Genomic DNA, 16667 nt, shown 5'->3' on the forward strand with positions numbered 1-16667 from the left:
CGCGCGGGGCGCTCGGCGTGCCAGCAACTTATCGCCAAGGGGCTGGCTTGCGCTTTCACTCTGCCAGCAACCTCACAGTTAACCACTTTGTGACCGCCCCGCACTTGCGTCACGGCAGCAACACTGTAGTTTCGTCTGCATGCATGAGCCGGATGCCATTCCTGAACACCGCAAGCGTCGCGCGAAGTCGTTGACGATGGCCGCGGTGGCCGGTGCCGCGGTGGTGGCCCTCGCGCTGCCGTCCGTGGCCCAGGCCGACCCGGAGCCCCCGCCGACCCCCGGGCCTCCACCGCCCTCGGGCAATACCTTCATGCAGGCTCCTCCTGGCGACCCGAATGCACCGCCGCCTCCGCCCCCCGATCCCAACGCACCGCCGCCTCCGCCCCCCGATCCCAACGCACCGCCGCCTCCGCCCCCCGATCCCAACGCACCGCCGCCTCCGCCAGCCGATCCCAACGCGCCTGCGCCTGGTCCCGCGGCCGAGCCAGGCCGCATCGACAACGCCGCGGGTGGCTTCAGTTACGTGTTGCCCGCAGGCTGGAAGGTCTCCGACGCCACGCAGCTGTCGTACGGTCAGGCGCTGCTGACCAAGGCGACTCCCGAGGGAACACCCCCGCCGCAGCCCGGACAGCAGCCCCCACCGCAGCCCGCCAATGACACCAGCGTTCTGCTCGGCAGGCTGGACATGAAACTGTTCGCGGGCGCCGAGGCCGACAACGGCAAGGCGGCTACCCGGTTGGCTTCCGATATGGGCGAGTTCTTCATGCCGTTCCCCGGTACCCGGATCAATCAGGCGAGCGGGGCGCTCGGCTCCGAGTCGATGCCCGGCGCCTTCTCCGCGTATGAGGTGAAGTTCACCGACACGAACAAGCCCACCGGCCAGATCTGGGCGGGCGTGGTCGGCAACGCGACGCCCACCGTGGCGCCGGGCCAGCCGATGACGCCCCGCGGCCAGCGCAACGAGCGGTGGTTCGTGGTGTGGCTGGGCACCGCCAACAACCCCGTCGACAAGGGTGCGGCCGTCGCGCTGGCCAACTCCATCCGGCCGTGGGCACCGCCCGCACCGCCGCCGGACGCAGTGCCGCCCGCGGATGCCGGTGCTCCGCCACCGGATGCCGGTGCTCCTCCGCCGCCGGAGAATGCACCAGGGCGCCCGCCGGTCGGCGTTGGTGTCCCGGTCGACCCGGCCACCGCACCGGGAATGACGCCCGGGGGCTGACGACACGACCGTGTTCGCGAAGCGGCCGACCCACCCGGGTCGGCCGCTTTCGTTCCATCTGCTTCTTTGATCTTGTTCGTATCCGATTCGACGATTGAATCGTTACGCTTCGGGCGTATACCGGAGGTTGACCCAGCGGCCGAGTTGGGCGCCGACAGGCAGGAGATCGCACAGATGGATGCCCTTGCAGCGGCCGAGTTGCTCGCTCGGTCAACGACTCTGACCAGCGTCGGCTGGATCGGTTACATCATCATCGGAGCAATCGCGGGTTGGATTGCAGGCAAGATCGTGAAGGGCGGCGGCTCAGGGATTTCTGATGAACATCGTCATCGGCATCATCGGTGCGCTGATCAGCGGCTTCCTGCTCAGCTTCTTCCTCGACACGGCCGGGGGCGGTTGGTGGTTCACGCTGTTCACCGCGGTCCTCGGATCGGTGATCCTGCTCTGGATCGTCGGGATGGTGCAGCGCAAGAACTGACACCGCAGACGGCTGAACACCCCTAACCGTTGACACCTGGTCGTTTTCCCGACCGGTAGAAATCGTTCGTCGCATATGAAAAGCACGTCGATGACCGCGTGGCGGGTGAGACATCCCGGTCGGATGGCCACCCACCCGCTGGAGCGTGTGACTGTGCCCGTCCCTTCGCCCGCTCCGGGCGAGCTTCTCGTCGCGGTACGCGCCTGCGGGGTGTGTCGCACGGATCTGCATGTCGCCGAAGGGGATCTGCCGGTTCATCGGCCGGGCGTGATCCCCGGGCACGAAGTGGTGGCCGAGGTCGTGGCGCTCGGCGAGGATGTCGGCGACGAATTCGGCATCGGCGATCGCGTGGGCGTCGCATGGCTGCGGCATACCTGCGGCCGATGCGTCTTCTGCGCTCGGGGCCGGGAGAATCTCTGCCCCGATTCGCTCTACACCGGTTGGGACGCTGACGGTGGATATGCCGAATACACAACGGTGCCAGCAGCTTTCGCCCATCCGCTGCCTGCGGGGTACACCGACACCGAGTTGGCTCCGCTGCTGTGCGCGGGGATCATCGGCTATCGCGCCCTGAGGCGGGCCGAGACACCGGCCCGCGGCAGGCTCGGGATCTATGGATTCGGCGGCAGCGCGCACATCACCGCGCAGGTGGCGCTGGCCGAGGGCGTCGAGGTCCACGTCATGACGCGCGGCGCGGCCGCGCGCGAGCTGGCGCTGTCGCTTGGCGTGAGTTCGGCGCAGGGGTCCGATGAGGCACCGCCGGTGAAGCTCGATGCCGCAATCCTTTTCGCGCCCGTCGGCGAGCTGGTGTTGCCCGCGTTGGAAGCCCTCGATCCCGGCGGCACGCTGGCGATCGCGGGCATCTATCTGAGCGACATCCCGGCGCTCGACTACGACCGGCATCTCTTCCTCGAGCGCCAGGTGCGCTCGGTGACGTCCAACACCCGCGCGGACGCCCGCGATTTCCTTGCCTTCGCGGGCAGTCATCGCATCGAGCTGACCACGCCGGAATATCCACTCGCCCGCGCCGATGACGCGCTCACCGACCTGGGTGCGGGGCGCGTCTCCGGCGCAGCCGTTCTGCGGTTGTAGCGGTCTACAGCGCGGCGAGGGCCGCGCCGAGCCGGCCCTCGAGGTCGCCGTGGCCGTAGCGGTACATCGGCCCGACGCCGTCGGACAGCAGCACCCGCAGGCGCGCGACTCCGCGCGGCGTGACGGGCCTCGGGGAGTGCAGCCGCAGGGTGATCTCATCGATTCGATCCTCGGCCGCGATGATGTTGGGGACGTTCAGCGGTACGGCAGATGACAGCCGGACATTGCGATTGTGCGCGTTCTCGACCGACCGGCGCAGGGAGCGCGCAAGGGCCTCACGCTCTGCCACCGCCGTCAGCCGGGCCGCGTGCACGGCGAGCGCGCTGCCGTCCGGAGCGGGAGCGCCGACGGCGAGCAATCGATCGAGCTTGTTCGCGAACAGCTTGGCCCTCACGCGCGCGCTGAGCGGTGCCCGAGGCATCGCGTTGCGCCGCGACGCGTCCTGGAACTGGGCCGATGTGAGAAAACCCATCGAAAGCCTGCTCTCGCTCATGGTTCGCACTCCCTCTTTCCATTCGACACCGTTTCAAACTAGTGACCGTCAAAAACACTACACCGGTCATGCATGACTAGTAAACTGGCTTTACCGGTCACGTCGCTCTACACTGGCTCTCATGTCGTCGCCCTCTCCGCACTGGCTCGGCGATATCGAGGCCAAACCGGCGCCCGATCCACTGCGCCGCGTTCAGGCGCTGGTCAACACCATCGAACTGCCAGAAGGCCGGGACCGTCTCGCTGACCCGACGGAGGCCGACCCCTGGCTGATCTCCGCCGGGCTGCTCGCTCCCCAGACAGATCTGCGACCCGACGACCTCGATCTGGTGCGCGGCGTCCGCGAGGGTCTGCGCGCAATGCTCGTGCAGAACGCGGGCGGACCGCCGCCGACGGATGCCGCATTCGCGCCACTACGGAAGGTCGCCGCCGTCCAGACTGCGCACGCAGATCTCACCGAAGTCGGCGAAATCCGGCTGAGGGCGGGCGGCGACTCAGTGCCTGCCCGGCTGATCGAACTGCTGCTGATCATTCGTGACGCGCAGCGCGACGGCACGTGGACGCGACTCAAGGCGTGCGGTAACGACGAATGCCATTGGGCCTTCTACGACCGCTCCCGCAACCACGGCGGCACCTGGTGCGACATGTCCTCGTGCGGAAACAAACTTAAGAACCGCGAATTTCGCGCCCGCAAACGCGGAAACTAGGTCGACAGGTGCCACACAAGCGCGGCCGCTAGCGCGCCGAGCCCGTTCAGCGACCAGTGCAAGGCGATCGGCGCCAACAGGCTGCCGCTGCGGCGCCGCAACCAGGTGAAGACGAAGCCGGCTACTCCGGTGGCGGCCACCGCCAGCACCACACCGGCGATCGTGCCGAGCAGGCCGCCGCCGAAGATGCGGGTGAACCCGACGTTGCTGCTGGTGAGACCGAGCGAGGTGGCGATATGCCAGAGACCGAAGAGCAGTGAGCCCGCCGCTGCCACGCCGCGGAAGCCCCAGGCCCGGTTCAGCGCGCCGTGCAGCACACCCCGAAACGCCAACTCCTCGGGAATCACGGTCTGCAGCGGGATGATGATCATCGATGCGATCAGCGCACCCGACACGGTCGCGTAGTTGTTGTTCATGAACATCGGCCGGGTCCACGGCAGCAAGGCGCCGATCGCGACGACCGTCATCACTACGCCCACGGCCGCCAGCGCGTAGCCCGCGCCGGACTTCCAGTGGTCGCGGCCGAGGCCGAGTTCGGTCCAGCCGAGCCCGCGCGACCTCACCAGGATCAACAGGCCCACAGCGGCCGCGGGGACGGTCGCGATGCTGGCCCACGAGGTCGTGAAGTGCGCGACGAGGTTGGTGATCGCCAGTACGACGACAACCACCGCGATATCGATGTAGGTGCGGAGATGTTGGAGGGCCGATAGCTGCCCTACCAGCGGGTCGGGGTGCGTGGCGACCTCGGCCTGCTCGGACATTCCACCGATTCTACCTGCGACGTCGAGTTACTCCGGTTCGTTGACCGGCCGCTGGTCGGAGCCGCTGCCTCGGCGGTAGTCGGCGTCCCACGTCCAGTCGGAGATCGCGGGATCGTCCTCGCCGTGTTCGCGCGTATAGCGTCGTGCCGCGAGTCGGGCGTCGGCCATCCGCTGTCGCAGCGACGCGGCCTTGGTCGCCAGACCGCCGACCCGATCGATGACATCCATTACGAGGTGGAACCGGTCGAGGTCGTTGAGCATCACCATGTCGAACGGCGTGGTGGTGGTGCCGCGTTCCTTGAATCCCCGCACGTGCATCTGCGCGTGGTTGGCCCGCCGATACGTCAACCGGTGGATGAGCCACGGATAGCCGTGGTAGGCGAAGATCACCGGCTTGTCGGCGGTGAACAGTGCGTCGAACTCGCGATCCGAAAGGCCGTGCGGATGTTCGCTATCCGGTTGCAGCCTCATGATGTCGACGACGTTGACCACCCGCACCGCCAGGTCGGGCAGTTCACGACGGAGGATGTCGGCGGCGGCTAGTGCTTCGAGCGTCGGTATGTCGCCCGCACACGCCAGCACCACGTCGGGTTCGCCTTCGGCATTGCCCGCCCAGTCCCAGATGCCGAGGCCCCTTGTGCAGTGCGCGATCGCCTGATCCATGTCCAGGTAAGTCAACGCCGGCTGCTTGCCCGCGACGACGACGTTGACGTACTGGCGACTGCGCAGACAGTGGTCGGCGACCGACAACAGCGTGTTGGCATCCGGCGGAAGGTAGACCCGCACCACTTCGGGCCGTTTGTTGGCGACGTGGTCGATGAACCCTGGATCCTGATGTGACGCACCGTTGTGGTCCTGGCGCCAGACATGCGACGTCAGAAGATAATTGAGAGACGCTATCGGCCGGCGCCACGGCAGTTCCGAGCTGCTGGTCAACCACTTCGCATGCTGGTTGAGCATCGAGTCGACGATGTGTACGAACGCCTCGTAGCAATTGAAGAGACCGTGTCTGCCAGTCAGCAGGTAGCCCTCAAGCCAGCCTTGACACAGATGCTCTGAAAGGACCTCCATCACACGGCCGTTCGGCGCGAGGTTCTCGTCACCGGGCTCACCTTCGGCGACCCACACTTTGTCGGTGGCCTCGAACACCGCGCTGAGCCTGTTGGACGCCGTCTCGTCGGGACCCATCAGACGGAATCTGTCGGGGTTTCGTGTGATGACGTCACGAAGGAAAGTGCCGAGCACCCTGGTCGCCTCAGCCGTTTTGGCGGCGGGCCTGTCGACGTCGACGGCGTAATCGCGAAAGTCCGGCAGGTCGAGGTCGCGCAGCAGCACGCCACCGTTGGCGTGCGGGTTGGCGCTCATCCGGCGGTTTCCCGCCGGCGCGAGCGCGCGCAGCTCAGGACGCAGTGCGCCGTCGTCGTCGAACAGCTCTTCCGGCCGGTAGCTGCGCAGCCATTCCTCGAGCTGCGCCAGATGCTTCTCGTTGGTCCTGGTTTCCGACAGCGGAACCTGGTGGGCCCGCCACGTGCCCTCGACCTGCTTGCCGTCGACGTCATGGGGGCCGGTCCACCCCTTCGGTGTCCGCAGCACGATCATCGGCCAGCGCGGGCGGGCCTTCTCGCCGTCGACCCGAGCCGCCTGCTGAACGGCGGCAATCTGGTCGAACGCCTCGTCGAGCGCGACGGCGAGCTGCTGGTGCACGTTCGCCGGGTCGTCGCCCGCCACCGTGATCGGCCGATAGCCGTACCCGGTCAGCAGCGATTCCAGCTCCTCCTGTGGGAGGCGGGCGAGCACGGTGGGGTTGGCGATCTTGTAGCCGTTGAGATGGAGGATCGGCAAGACCGCTCCATCGGTGACGGGGTTGAGGAACTTGTTGGAGTGCCAGCTGGTCGCCAGCGGCCCCGTCTCGGCTTCACCATCGCCGATGACGCAGGCCACCACCAGGTCCGGGTTGTCGAAGGCAGCACCGTAAGCGTGTACGAGCGCATAGCCGAGCTCACCGCCCTCATGGATTGATCCCGGTGTCTCGGCCGCGACGTGGCTTGGTATGCCCCCGGGAAACGAGAACTGCCGGAACAACTTTCGAAGCCCGGCGATATCCTCTTCGATGCCGGAGTAGACCTCGCTGTAGGTGCCCTCGAGATAGGCGTTGGCCACAAGACCGGGTCCTCCGTGACCCGGTCCGGTGATGTAGATGACGTCGGCGTCGCGGTTGCGGATGATCCGGTTGAGGTGGGCGTAGATCAGGTTGAGCCCGGGTGTGGTGCCCCAGTGCCCGAGCAATCGCGGCTTGACGTGTTCAGGGGTGAGGGCGTCCCGCAGCAGCGGATTGTCCAGCAGATAAATCTGTCCGACGGACAGGTAGTTGGCTGCCCGCCAGTATGCGTCGGTAAGGGCGAGTTCGTCGTCGGACAGTCGCGGCGCGGTCGGGGAGTTCGTGGAGGTGTCGGTGCTCATCGAAACCATTGTCGTCGTGGTGGGTGAACAGCAAGTGAGGTAGTGGTACCCGGGTCGCACCGGGCTAAGCACTAACCTGACGGGCGTGCTGCTGTCGGAACTGCGGGTGCTCGACCTGTGCGACGGCGAGGCCGACGCGGTGACCAGGCTGTTCGCCGACCTCGGCGCCGATGTGCTCAAAGTCGAATCGCCCGGCGGGAATGCGGGCCGTTCGCAGCCACCGCACGTGGCGGGGGCCAGCGTCGCCTTCGCACTGAACAACGCCAACAAGCGGACATGTGCGCTCGACCCCGGCCACACAGCCGATCGGGAGCTGTTCGTCGAGTTGGCCGCGGTCGCCGACATCGTGGTCGACAGTGGCAGCCCCGGCCGAGCGGCAGCCTTCGGAATGCCGTGTGCCGAGCTGTGGAGGCGCTACCCGCACCTTGTCGCGATGTCGGTCACGGACTTCGGTGCAGAAGGCCCACGGTCGTGGTGGACGGGCACAGATCCGGTGTTCTATGCGCTGTCCACGGCGCTGTCCCGGTCGGGCCCGACAACGGGACGGCCGGTGCTGCCACCCGACGGGATCGCCTCCGCCACTGCGGCGGCGCAGGCCGCGTGGGCGGCGTTGACCGCCTACTACCATCGAATGCGTTACGGCACAGGCGACTACATCGACTTCTCTCGGTTGGAAGCGGTCGTGCAGGCGCTCGATCCGCCGTTCGGTTCGGAAGGTCAAGCCGCCGTCGGGTTGAAGCGGTCCGGCGAATTGTGGCGGGGAAGACCCCGAAACCAACAGATCTACCCGACGTTTCCGTGTCGAGACGGTCACGTCCGCGTCTGTCTGCTCTCGCCGCGCCAATGGCGCGGCATGCGGGCCTGGCTGGGCGAGCCTGCGCAGTTCGCCGATCCGAAGTTCGACACGATCGCCGCCCGCTACGCCGCATCCGGCGAGATCAACACGTTGATGGCCGACCTGTTCGCCACGCAGACGATGGCCGAACTGGTGACGGCCGGTCAGTCGAGGGGCGTGCCCATCGCCGCTGTGCTCAGCCCGGCGCAGGCGTTGGACTCTGAGCATTTCCGTTCGGTCGGCGCACTGGCCGAAGCGGCAATCGCGCCAGGCGTCGACGTCACCGTGCCGGTCGGCCCGTTCGTCGTCAACGGGCGCCATGTCGGCTTCACTCGGCCGGCCCCGTCCGTCGACGCGCACGAAGCCCGATGGCGCTCAACACGATACGAACACCCGCCCGCATCCGACGCCGTGACGACGAATCGCCCGTTCGACGGACTGAGGATCCTGGATCTCGGCGTCATCGTCGCGGGCGGCGAACTCGGCAGGCTTTTCGCAGACCTCGGCGCGGAGGTCATCAAGATCGAGAGTGCCGCTTACCCGGACGGTCTACGTCAAACGCCGCCGGGGCAGGCGATGAGCAGGTCCTGGGCGTTGACCCATCGCAACGAGTATGCGCTCGGTCTGGATTTGCGCAGCGCCGACGGCGCAACGATCTTCGCCCGTCTGGTCGCCGATGCCGACGCGGTGTTCGCCAATTTCAAGCCGGGAACCCTTGCTTCACTGGGCTTCTCGTACGAGCGGCTGCGGGAATGCAACCCGCAGATCGTGCTGGCCGAAAGCAGTGCATTCGGCGCAACGGGACCGTGGAGCGCTCAGATGGGCTACGGGCCGCTGGTGCGCGCCACCACCGGCGTCTCCAAATTGTGGACATCCGAGGAAAGCCGAGGAGGCTTGTCCGCCAGTTTCTTCGATGCCACCACGGTCTTTCCCGATCACGTCGTCGCCCGCCTCACCGCGGTTGCGGCGTTGGCGTCGCTGCTCGGCCGGGACAGCGTCGGAGCCGGTGCGCACGTGCACATCTCGCAGGCCGAGGCGGCCGTCAACCAGCTCGCCATAAGCTACGTCGTCGACGCCGCAAGGTCCGCCGGCCTGCCCGTCGCCGACGACACGGGCCTGCACGGCGTCTACCAGTGCGCAGGCGAGGACGAATGGTGTGTGGTCTCGTTGCGTTCCGCCGCCGATCGCGCAGCGCTGGCCGCCGCGATGGGAGGTGCCGAACTGCCCGGCGACCGCCCCGGCCTCATGGCTGCGGTATCCGCGTGGACAGCCGGCCTGGACAAGACCACGGTCGCGGACATGCTCCAGCGGCTCGGGGTGCCCGCAGCACCGATGAACCGCGCCGTCGACGTGCTCGCCGACCCCACCCTCGTACACCGGAAGTTGTTCACCGACATGGTTCATCCGCTGTTCGAACACCCGATGCCAACCGAGACCAGCCCTGCACTGTTCGCCCACATCCCGCGGGCCGAACTGCGACCCGCCCCGATGGCTGGCGAGCACACCCGTGAGATCTGCCAGAAGCTCCTGGCCCTGGACACCGATGAGATCGACCGCCTGATCGCCGACGGCGTGCTGTTCACCGCCGCCGACTCCGCCGACACATCGAGGACGCAACCGTGACACCACCACCCAGAACGCCGGTGCTCGTCGGCTACGGACAGGTCAACCAACTCGAGGAGAACCCCTCAGTCGAACCCATCGGCCTGATGGCCGATGCCGCCCATGCCGCTGCGTGCCCTCGGGTGCTGCAGGCCGTCGACTCGGTGCGCATCGTCAACATCCTGTCGTGGCGCTACCGCGACCCGGGTCGGTTGCTGGCACAGCAGATCGGCGCGGACAACGCGTCGACCCGGTACACGGGGGTTGGCGGAAACGTCCCGCAGACCTTGGTGAACCAGGCGTGTCTGGACATCCAGTCGGGCCGCGCCGACGTGGTGCTGATCGCGGGCGCCGAAACATTCCGCACCAGAACCCGATTGCGTAACCGCGGCGTGAAGCCGGACTGGACTAGCGAGCCGGAATCGGTGCCGTTTGCCGAGGGCGCCAATGAGAACCTGCCGATGGTGGGACCGGCGGAGCTGCGCATCAACCTGGATCGGCCTGCCTACGTATATCCGCTCTTCGAGCAGGCGTTGCGCATCGCAGCGGGCGAGTCACCCGACGAGCACCGCCGACGCATCGGCGCGCTGTGGTCGCGGTTCAGCGAAGTGGCACAGGCGAATCCGCACGCGTGGAGTCGGTCGGCGCTGTCCGCCGACGACATCTGGCAGCCCAACGAGAGCAACCGGATGATCAGCTGGCCGTACACCAAGCTGATGAACTCCAACAACATGGTCGACCAGGGCGCGGTGGTCATCGTGGCCTCCGCCGAGAAGGCGAACCGACTGCAGATTCCCACCGAGCGCTGGGTGTTCCCATACGCGGGCACCGACGCGCACGACACCTATGCCGTGGGTGAGCGGCTGGAACTCAGCGAATCACCGGCGATACGGATCGGTGGCAGCCGGGCGCTCGAACTCGCCGGGGTAGGAGTCGACGACATCGACCTGATCGACGTCTACTCGTGCTTCCCGTCGGCGGTTCAGGTCGCCGCAGCCGAACTGGGGCTGGCGCTGAGCGACGCAAACCGTCCGCTGACCGTCACCGGCGGCCTCACGTTCGCAGGTGGCCCATGGAACAACTACGTCACGCATTCGATCGCCACGATGGCGCAACGGTTGGCAGGCAATTCCGGTCAGCTCGGCCTGATCACAGCCAACGGCGGCTATCTGACCAAGCACAGCTTCGGTGTCTACGGTTCGGAACCGCCGGCGCACCAATTCCGCTGGGAAGACGTGCAATCCACTGTCGACGCCGAGCCGACGAGGGTCGCCGAGGTCGAATGGTCCGGCGTCGGAACCGTCGAAGCGTGGACGACGCCGTTTGATCGCGACGGTGCCGCCCAGAAGGCCTTCCTCGCGGTTCGCACCCCCGACGACTCGAGGACGCTCGCGGTGATCAGCGACGCCGGACAAGCCGACGTGACCGTGCGCGAGGACATCGCGCGAGCGAAGGTGGCGGTGCATCCCGACGGCACCGCCACGCTCGAATGACGCTGCGCCGCTAGGGTGCGTCGAGCGGCACTTCGCTGTAATGCAGATCGAATCCGTCCGCGCTGAACGTGAAGCCCTTGCCGCTTGCCTCACTCAGGCACGAGACCCCCTTCGACTCCTGGAGGTTGCACCGGAAACGGGCAACGGCCAGCGTCCGGTTGAACGGCAGCACGGTGGCGGGCGACGGCGGAGCGAACGCAGCGGCGTCGACGGCCGCGAAACGGGCATCGCCCTGTGGGCCGACGACGATCGCGTTGGGCGGTGTCTGCTGACCGTCCGCGTCCGGCACGGTTTCCGGTGCACCGGTGATGGCAAGGGCGTCGGTCGTGCCTCCGCAGCCCGCCATGTCGCCCGGCAGTATCGCGCACTGCCAGCGACCGCTCGGCGTCGAGAAGTAGTAGGCCGATCGACCAGCAGTGTTCTGGGCGAAGTCGCGCCCATTGGCCAGCAGCGCGGGGTTGGTCGGCGGCAGCGGCGGCGCGGCCGGGGCGGCCTGGGCGGCGGTCGACGAGGTGTCTGTAGCCCACTCGCCGGTGTTGACGACACGTTCGGCTGTGCACCCCGTGAGAACTATCAGCGCCGCAAAGGTCAGAGTTATGGCTCGCATTTGGTTCCATAGCGTGCCAAACGCAGATTTCTCTCGACGCACCGGGGCAGCAAACGCTGAAACCACCCAGCGATGGCGATGGCCGCTTTCGCTAGCCGGATAACGGTCACCGATACGCGAGCTAGGGCGTGTCGAGCGGCACCTCGGTGTACTGCGGGCGGAACTCATCCGAGCTGAAGGTGAATCCCCTCCCGCTCTGCTCGCTCACGCACGAGACCCCCGTCTTCTCCTGAATGTTGCACCGGAACAGGGCTGCGATCAGAGTCCTGTTGAACGGCAACACCTTAGCGGTCTCCGGCGGCGCGAATCCTGGCTCCGCCAACGCGGCGAAATACGGGTCGCCCTCCGGTTCGACGACGATCGCGTTGGGCGGCACCTCTTCGCCTTCGGCGTCGCGCACCGTGTCCGGCGCACCCGCGATGCTGAGTGCGCCCCCGCCCTTGGCCTGGCATCCCGCCTTGTCGCGGGGGAGGATGGCACATTGCCAGCGACCGCTGGGTGTGGCGAAGTAATACGCGGCCTGATCCTGCGTATACCCGACGAAATCGAACGCGTTGGCCAAGTGCACGGAATCGGTCGGCGGAAGCTGTGGCGCGACCGGCCCCGCCGATGTCGGAAACGTCGCCCACTCGCCAGTGTCGACGACGCCTCCGCCCGAGCAACCCGCCACGAGCAACAGCGCCGCAGAGGTCAAAGTGATGGCACGCATTCTGACCCAACAGCGTGCCCGAACCCGATTTCGGCGGATCAACCGGGGGTCATCAACTCCTTGAGCCGACGCGCGTTGCGCACGGCGTGGCCGCCGAGATCGTTGTTGAAGTACACGTCAACGCGCCTGCCCTCCTGCTGCCACGCGACGAGGCGGTCGGCCCACCGGCGCAGGTCGTCCTCGGAGTAGGAGCCGGTGTACAGCGAGGCAGGCTCGGGGCCGTGCATGCGGACGTAGACCAGGTCGCTGGTGGCCCGGGGCACACAGGGCAATTGCGCACCGCTCATCACGACGTACGCGGCGCCGTGACGCTCGAGCAAGGAGAACACCGCGGGGTCGTTCCACGTCGGATGACGCAGCTCCATCGCCACGGGGATCGACTGCGGCATCAGGCCGAGGAAGTGATCCAGTCGCGCATCGTCGCGTTCCACCCCGGGATGGAGTTGGACCAGCAGCGCTTCGGCCCGGTCGCCGAGTGCGGTCCAGCATCGCTCGAACCGCTCGACCCACGGCTCCGCCGACTTCAGCCTGCGGTAGTGCGTCAGTCCGCGGTGCGCCTTGACCGCCATCGTGAAGCCCGCAGGCAGCCGCTGCCGCCATCCGGCGAACGCGTCGTCGCGGGGCCAGCGGTAGAAGCTTGCGTTGAGTTCGACGGTGTCGAACTCCTCGACGTAGCGGGCCAGCCGTTTCGCAACCGGCATCCCGGCGGGATACAGCACGTCGGTCCAGTGGTCATATGACCACCCCGAGGTCCCGATCCGGATCACGCCACCAGTTCGGCGCGCACGTCGTCGTCCAGCGAGACGCGCACCAGCGCCGCGGCAAGCGTCGCGGTCCTGCGCGGCGCGAGCGCGCTCAGCGAGGCGGGGTCGGCGGGCAGGCCGATTTCGCGCGCGGCGTCGGCGGCGCGCTGGTCGAAGTGTGGTCGCACCCACGTCCACACGTCCTGTATTTCGCGAAGGAAAATCTCAGCGCCGGTGTCTCCGATTCCTTTGAACCGCTTTAACAGTCGCTTCGCCTCCCCGACGTCGTGGTTGCTGGCGGCGGCCAGCCGGCGCAGGTCGCCGCCGTAGTCGTCATTCAGCATGGTGGCGATGTCAGCGAGCCGGGTGGCCGAGCTCTCGTCGTAGCGGACGTAGTGCGCCCGCCCGAACGCGGTGATCAATGTGTGGCGATCGGCGGTCAGCACCGCCTTCGGGGACCTCAGACCGGCCGCGAAAAGCTCCCGCGCAGCCCTCGTCGCGATCGTCGCGTCGATCGGCTTGCTCGCGAGCATGCACAGCGTGAGGAGCTGGAACAGCGGCATCGGCTTGTCCCGCAACGTGATGCCGGCTTCATCCGCATAGGTGGTGCCCGCGACCTTCATCAGGCGACCGACGAGGTCCTTGTTCGATGACCGTGCCACCCGATACGGCTACCCGTAGGCCGGCAACGGAAACGTCACTTCGGCGGCAGCGACTTGGCGTAGTCCACGCCTCGGGCCACCCACGACTGCAGTTGGCGTTTGGTGTTGACGCCGTCACCGGACACCCGCAGCCATCCGCGGGTCTCCCGTCCTGCCATCACCATCGGTTCGACGTGCTCGCGAGCGAGCAGCTTCTCGGTCTCGGCCGGTGGTACCCGGACCATCAGCCCGCCGCGGCCGCTCGCTGCCACCGACATGTTGCCGTTGACCAAGAACGCCAACCCGCCGAACATCCGCTTCTCTTCCACTCCCTTCTCCGCGCCGAGGAGTTCGCGGATGCGGTCGGCGAGGTCTTGGTCGTACGCCATGGCACGACGGTAGACCGGGTTCGGATGCTTCAACGCGAACAGACGCAAAAGTCCCGACAACACCGGCGTGTCGGGAGCTTTTGCGTCTGCTCGCGCTATGTGGTTGTCAGGCCGCGCTGGTCGCCAACGCCTCCACCGGTTCCAACGCCTGGGCGACGATGTCGGCGACATCGGTCATCGGCCGCACGTCGAGCACCTCGAGCACCTCGGCAGGGACGTCGTCCAGGTCGGGTTCGTTGCGCTGCGGGATGAAAACCGTTGACAGGCCTGCACGTTGGGCGGCCAGCAGTTTCTGCTTGATCCCGCCGATCGACAGCACCCGACCGTTGAGCGTCACCTCACCGGTCATTCCGACGTCGGAGCGGACCTGACGTCCGGTGGCCATCGACACCAGGGCGGTGACCATGGTGACACCCGCCGAGGGACCGTCCTTGGGCACCGCACCCGCAGGCACGTGCACGTGGATCTTGCGGTCCAACGCCGTCGGGTCGACGCCGAGCTGGTCGGCGTGCGAGCGGACGTAGGACAGCGCGATCTGCGCCGACTCCTTCATCACATCGCCCAGCTGACCGGTCAGCTGCAGGCTCGACTCGCCCTCGGTCGACCCGGCTTCGATGTAGAGCACGTCGCCGCCGAGGCCGGTGACGGCCAGGCCGGTCGCAACGCCGGGCACCGCCGTGCGTTCCTGGGACTCCGGGGTGAACCTCGGGCGGCCAAGGTAGCCAACCAGGTCCGGCTCATCGATGGTCAACGGATCCGCGTTCTCGGCGAGCTTGGTGGTCGCCTTGCGCAGCGCCTTGGCCAGCAGCCGCTCGAACTGGCGCACACCTGGTTCGCGGGTGTAATCGGCGGCGATCTTACGCAGCGCGGCGTCGGTGACCGTGACCTCGTCGTCGGTCAACGCCGCCCGCTCGCGCTGCCTCGGCAGCAGGAAGTCGCGGGCGATGGCGACCTTGTCGTCCTCGGTGTAACCGTCGATCTGGACCAGCTCCATCCGGTCCAGCAGCGCCGACGGAATGTTCTCGATGACGTTGGCCGTCGCGAGGAACACCACGTCGGACAGGTCCAGGTCCAGATCAAGGTAGTGGTCGCGGAATGTGTGGTTCTGCGCGGGGTCGAGCACCTCGAGCAGTGCCGCACTCGGGTCCCCGCGGTAATCGGAGCCGACCTTGTCGATCTCGTCGAGCAGCACGACGGGGTTCATCGAACCTGCCTCGCCGATCGCGCGCACCAGACGACCTGGAAGTGCACCGACATACGTCCGACGGTGGCCACGGATCTCGGCCTCGTCGCGCACGCCGCCGAGGGCGACGCGAACGAACTTGCGACCCAATGCGCGTGCCACGCTCTCACCGAGCGAGGTCTTGCCGACCCCGGGAGGCCCGGCCAGCACCATCACCGCGCCGGAGCCGCGGCCGCCGACGACGGCCATGCCGCGCTGAGCCCGCCTGGCTCGCACCGCCAGGTACTCGACGATGCGGTCCTTGACGTCCTCCAGCCCGTGATGGTCGGCGTCGAGGACTTCCCTGGCGAGCGTCAAATTGGTCGAGTCCTCGGTGGTGACATTCCATGGCAGCTCCAGAACGGTGTCCAGCCAGGTGCGGATCCACCCCCCCTCCGGGCTCTGCTCGCTCGACCGTTCCAGCTTGCCGACCTCGCGAAGCGCTGCCTGGCGCACCTTCTCGGGCAGGTCGGCGGCCTCGATGCGGGCCCGATAGTCGTCGGATCCGTCGGGTTCGCCCTCGCCGAGTTCCTTCCGGATCGCGGCGAGCTGCTGGCGCAGCAGGAACTCCTTCTGCGTCTTCTCCATGCCCTCGCGGACGTCCTCGGCGATCTTGTCGTTGACCTCCGTCTCGGCGAGATGGTCACCGGTCCAGTCGATCAGCGCTCGCAGCCGCTCGGCGACGTCGGGCGTCTCCAGCAACTCGCGCTTCTGCACGTCGGTCAGATACGAGGCGTATCCGGCAGTGTCCGCCAGCTGCGACGGGTCCGTCAGCTTGTTGACGAAGTCGATGATCTGCCACGCTTCGCGCCGCTGCAGCATGGCCAGCAGCAGCTTCTTGTACTCGGCGGCGAGCGCAAGAGTCGACTCGGGGGCCGGGCTCTCATCGATGACCTCGGTCACCTCGACCCACAGCGCAGCGCCGGGGCCGGTCGTACCGGTACCGATGTGAGCGCGACGCTCGCCCCGGACCACCGCGGCCGAGCCGCCGCCACCCGGGATGCGCCCGACCTGGACTATCGAGGCGAGCACGCCGTAAGTGGGGTAGCGGTCATCGAGCCGCGGCGCGATCAGCAGCTTTCCGCTCTCGCTTGCTTGCGCGGCGTCTACAGCAGCGCGGGCGGCGTCGTCGAGCTCGATGGGCACCACCATGGTCGGCAGCACGATCGGCTCGCTGACGAACAGCACCGGCACTGAGATTGCTTCAGGCATCTAGT

General features: G+C 67.3%; 14 protein-coding genes and 1 pseudogene. 6 read left to right on the top strand and 9 right to left on the bottom strand.

What is annotated here, in order from left to right; genetic code table 11:
• Nucleotides 1-139: 139 nt before the first annotated feature.
• The 3 genes and pseudogenes from C6A82_RS14435 (at nt 140) to C6A82_RS14445 (ending at nt 2789) form a co-directional block, all read left to right on the top strand.
• Entirely contained in the window at nt 140-1219 is a 1080-nt protein-coding gene (locus tag C6A82_RS14435; protein ID WP_311101348.1) for an APA family fibronectin-binding glycoprotein, read from the top strand.
• 174 nt (nt 1220-1393) lie between these two features.
• A pseudogene (locus C6A82_RS14440) lies at nt 1394-1697 on the top strand (GlsB/YeaQ/YmgE family stress response membrane protein).
• Nucleotides 1698-1772: 75 nt separating this feature from the next.
• Complete coding sequence (locus C6A82_RS14445; RefSeq protein WP_105343363.1) at nt 1773-2789, top strand: zinc-binding alcohol dehydrogenase family protein; 1017 nt, start codon at nt 1773-1775, stop codon at nt 2787-2789.
• A gap of 4 nt (nt 2790-2793) precedes the next feature.
• On the opposite strand, the gene C6A82_RS14450 is transcribed toward C6A82_RS14445, so the two are convergent.
• On the bottom strand, nt 2794-3282 hold the full coding sequence (locus tag C6A82_RS14450; protein ID WP_105343365.1) for a hypothetical protein: 489 nt from the start codon (nt 3280-3282) through the stop codon (nt 2794-2796).
• Between the two features lie 121 nt (nt 3283-3403).
• On the opposite strand from C6A82_RS14450, the gene C6A82_RS14455 reads away from it, so the two are divergent.
• Complete coding sequence (locus tag C6A82_RS14455) at nt 3404-3988, top strand: CGNR zinc finger domain-containing protein (protein ID WP_105343366.1); 585 nt, start codon at nt 3404-3406, stop codon at nt 3986-3988.
• On the opposite strand, the gene C6A82_RS14460 is transcribed toward C6A82_RS14455, so the two are convergent.
• Both C6A82_RS14460 and C6A82_RS14465 read right to left on the bottom strand, forming a co-directional pair.
• A complete protein-coding gene (locus C6A82_RS14460) occupies nt 3985-4749 on the bottom strand; it encodes a CPBP family intramembrane glutamic endopeptidase (protein WP_105343368.1) in 765 nt (254 codons plus the stop codon). The two genes, C6A82_RS14455 and C6A82_RS14460, sit on opposite strands and share 4 nt — an antisense overlap.
• A 27-nt stretch (nt 4750-4776) precedes the next feature.
• Nucleotides 4777-7209, bottom strand: a complete 2433-nt coding sequence (locus C6A82_RS14465; protein ID WP_105343375.1) for a phosphoketolase — start codon at nt 7207-7209, stop codon at nt 4777-4779.
• 76 nt (nt 7210-7285) lie between these two features.
• On the opposite strand from C6A82_RS14465, the gene C6A82_RS14470 reads away from it, so the two are divergent.
• Both C6A82_RS14470 and C6A82_RS14475 read left to right on the top strand, forming a co-directional pair.
• A complete protein-coding gene (locus C6A82_RS14470) occupies nt 7286-9667 on the top strand; it encodes a CoA transferase (RefSeq protein ID WP_105343369.1) in 2382 nt (793 codons plus the stop codon).
• Nucleotides 9664-11139 (top strand): acetyl-CoA acetyltransferase, encoded by a 1476-nt coding sequence (locus C6A82_RS14475; RefSeq protein ID WP_105343371.1) that lies wholly within the window; start codon nt 9664-9666, stop codon nt 11137-11139. The genes C6A82_RS14470 and C6A82_RS14475 overlap by 4 nt, the downstream gene beginning before the upstream one ends.
• A gap of 10 nt (nt 11140-11149) precedes the next feature.
• Here C6A82_RS14475 and C6A82_RS14480 read toward each other — a convergent pair whose 3' ends face one another.
• From C6A82_RS14480 to lon, 6 genes are all read right to left on the bottom strand, one after another.
• On the bottom strand, nt 11150-11746 hold the full coding sequence (locus C6A82_RS14480) for a hypothetical protein (protein ID WP_311101349.1): 597 nt from the start codon (nt 11744-11746) through the stop codon (nt 11150-11152).
• Between the two features lie 121 nt (nt 11747-11867).
• Complete coding sequence (locus C6A82_RS14485) at nt 11868-12455, bottom strand: hypothetical protein (protein ID WP_105345641.1); 588 nt, start codon at nt 12453-12455, stop codon at nt 11868-11870.
• 38 nt (nt 12456-12493) lie between these two features.
• Nucleotides 12494-13222: a DUF72 domain-containing protein gene (locus tag C6A82_RS14490; RefSeq protein WP_105345639.1), complete on the bottom strand. Its 729-nt coding sequence runs from the start codon at nt 13220-13222 to the stop codon at nt 12494-12496.
• Nucleotides 13219-13821 carry an endonuclease gene (locus tag C6A82_RS14495; RefSeq protein ID WP_105345644.1) on the bottom strand — a complete coding sequence of 201 codons (603 nt, stop codon included), beginning with the start codon at nt 13819-13821 and terminating at the stop codon, nt 13219-13221. Before C6A82_RS14495 ends, C6A82_RS14490 begins: the two co-directional genes overlap by 4 nt.
• A gap of 74 nt (nt 13822-13895) precedes the next feature.
• The gene (locus tag C6A82_RS14500; protein WP_105345642.1) at nt 13896-14228 is read right to left on the bottom strand and encodes a TfoX/Sxy family protein; all 333 of its coding nucleotides are present in this window, start codon (nt 14226-14228) and stop codon (nt 13896-13898) included.
• A 106-nt stretch (nt 14229-14334) separates the two neighbouring features.
• Nucleotides 14335-16662: an endopeptidase La gene (gene lon, locus C6A82_RS14505; RefSeq protein WP_105345638.1), complete on the bottom strand. Its 2328-nt coding sequence runs from the start codon at nt 16660-16662 to the stop codon at nt 14335-14337.
• Nucleotides 16663-16667: the final 5 nt, after the last annotated feature.

The sequence above is a fragment of the Mycobacterium sp. ITM-2016-00318 genome (assembly GCF_002968285.2).
Classification (GTDB): Bacteria; Actinomycetota; Actinomycetes; order Mycobacteriales; family Mycobacteriaceae; genus Mycobacterium.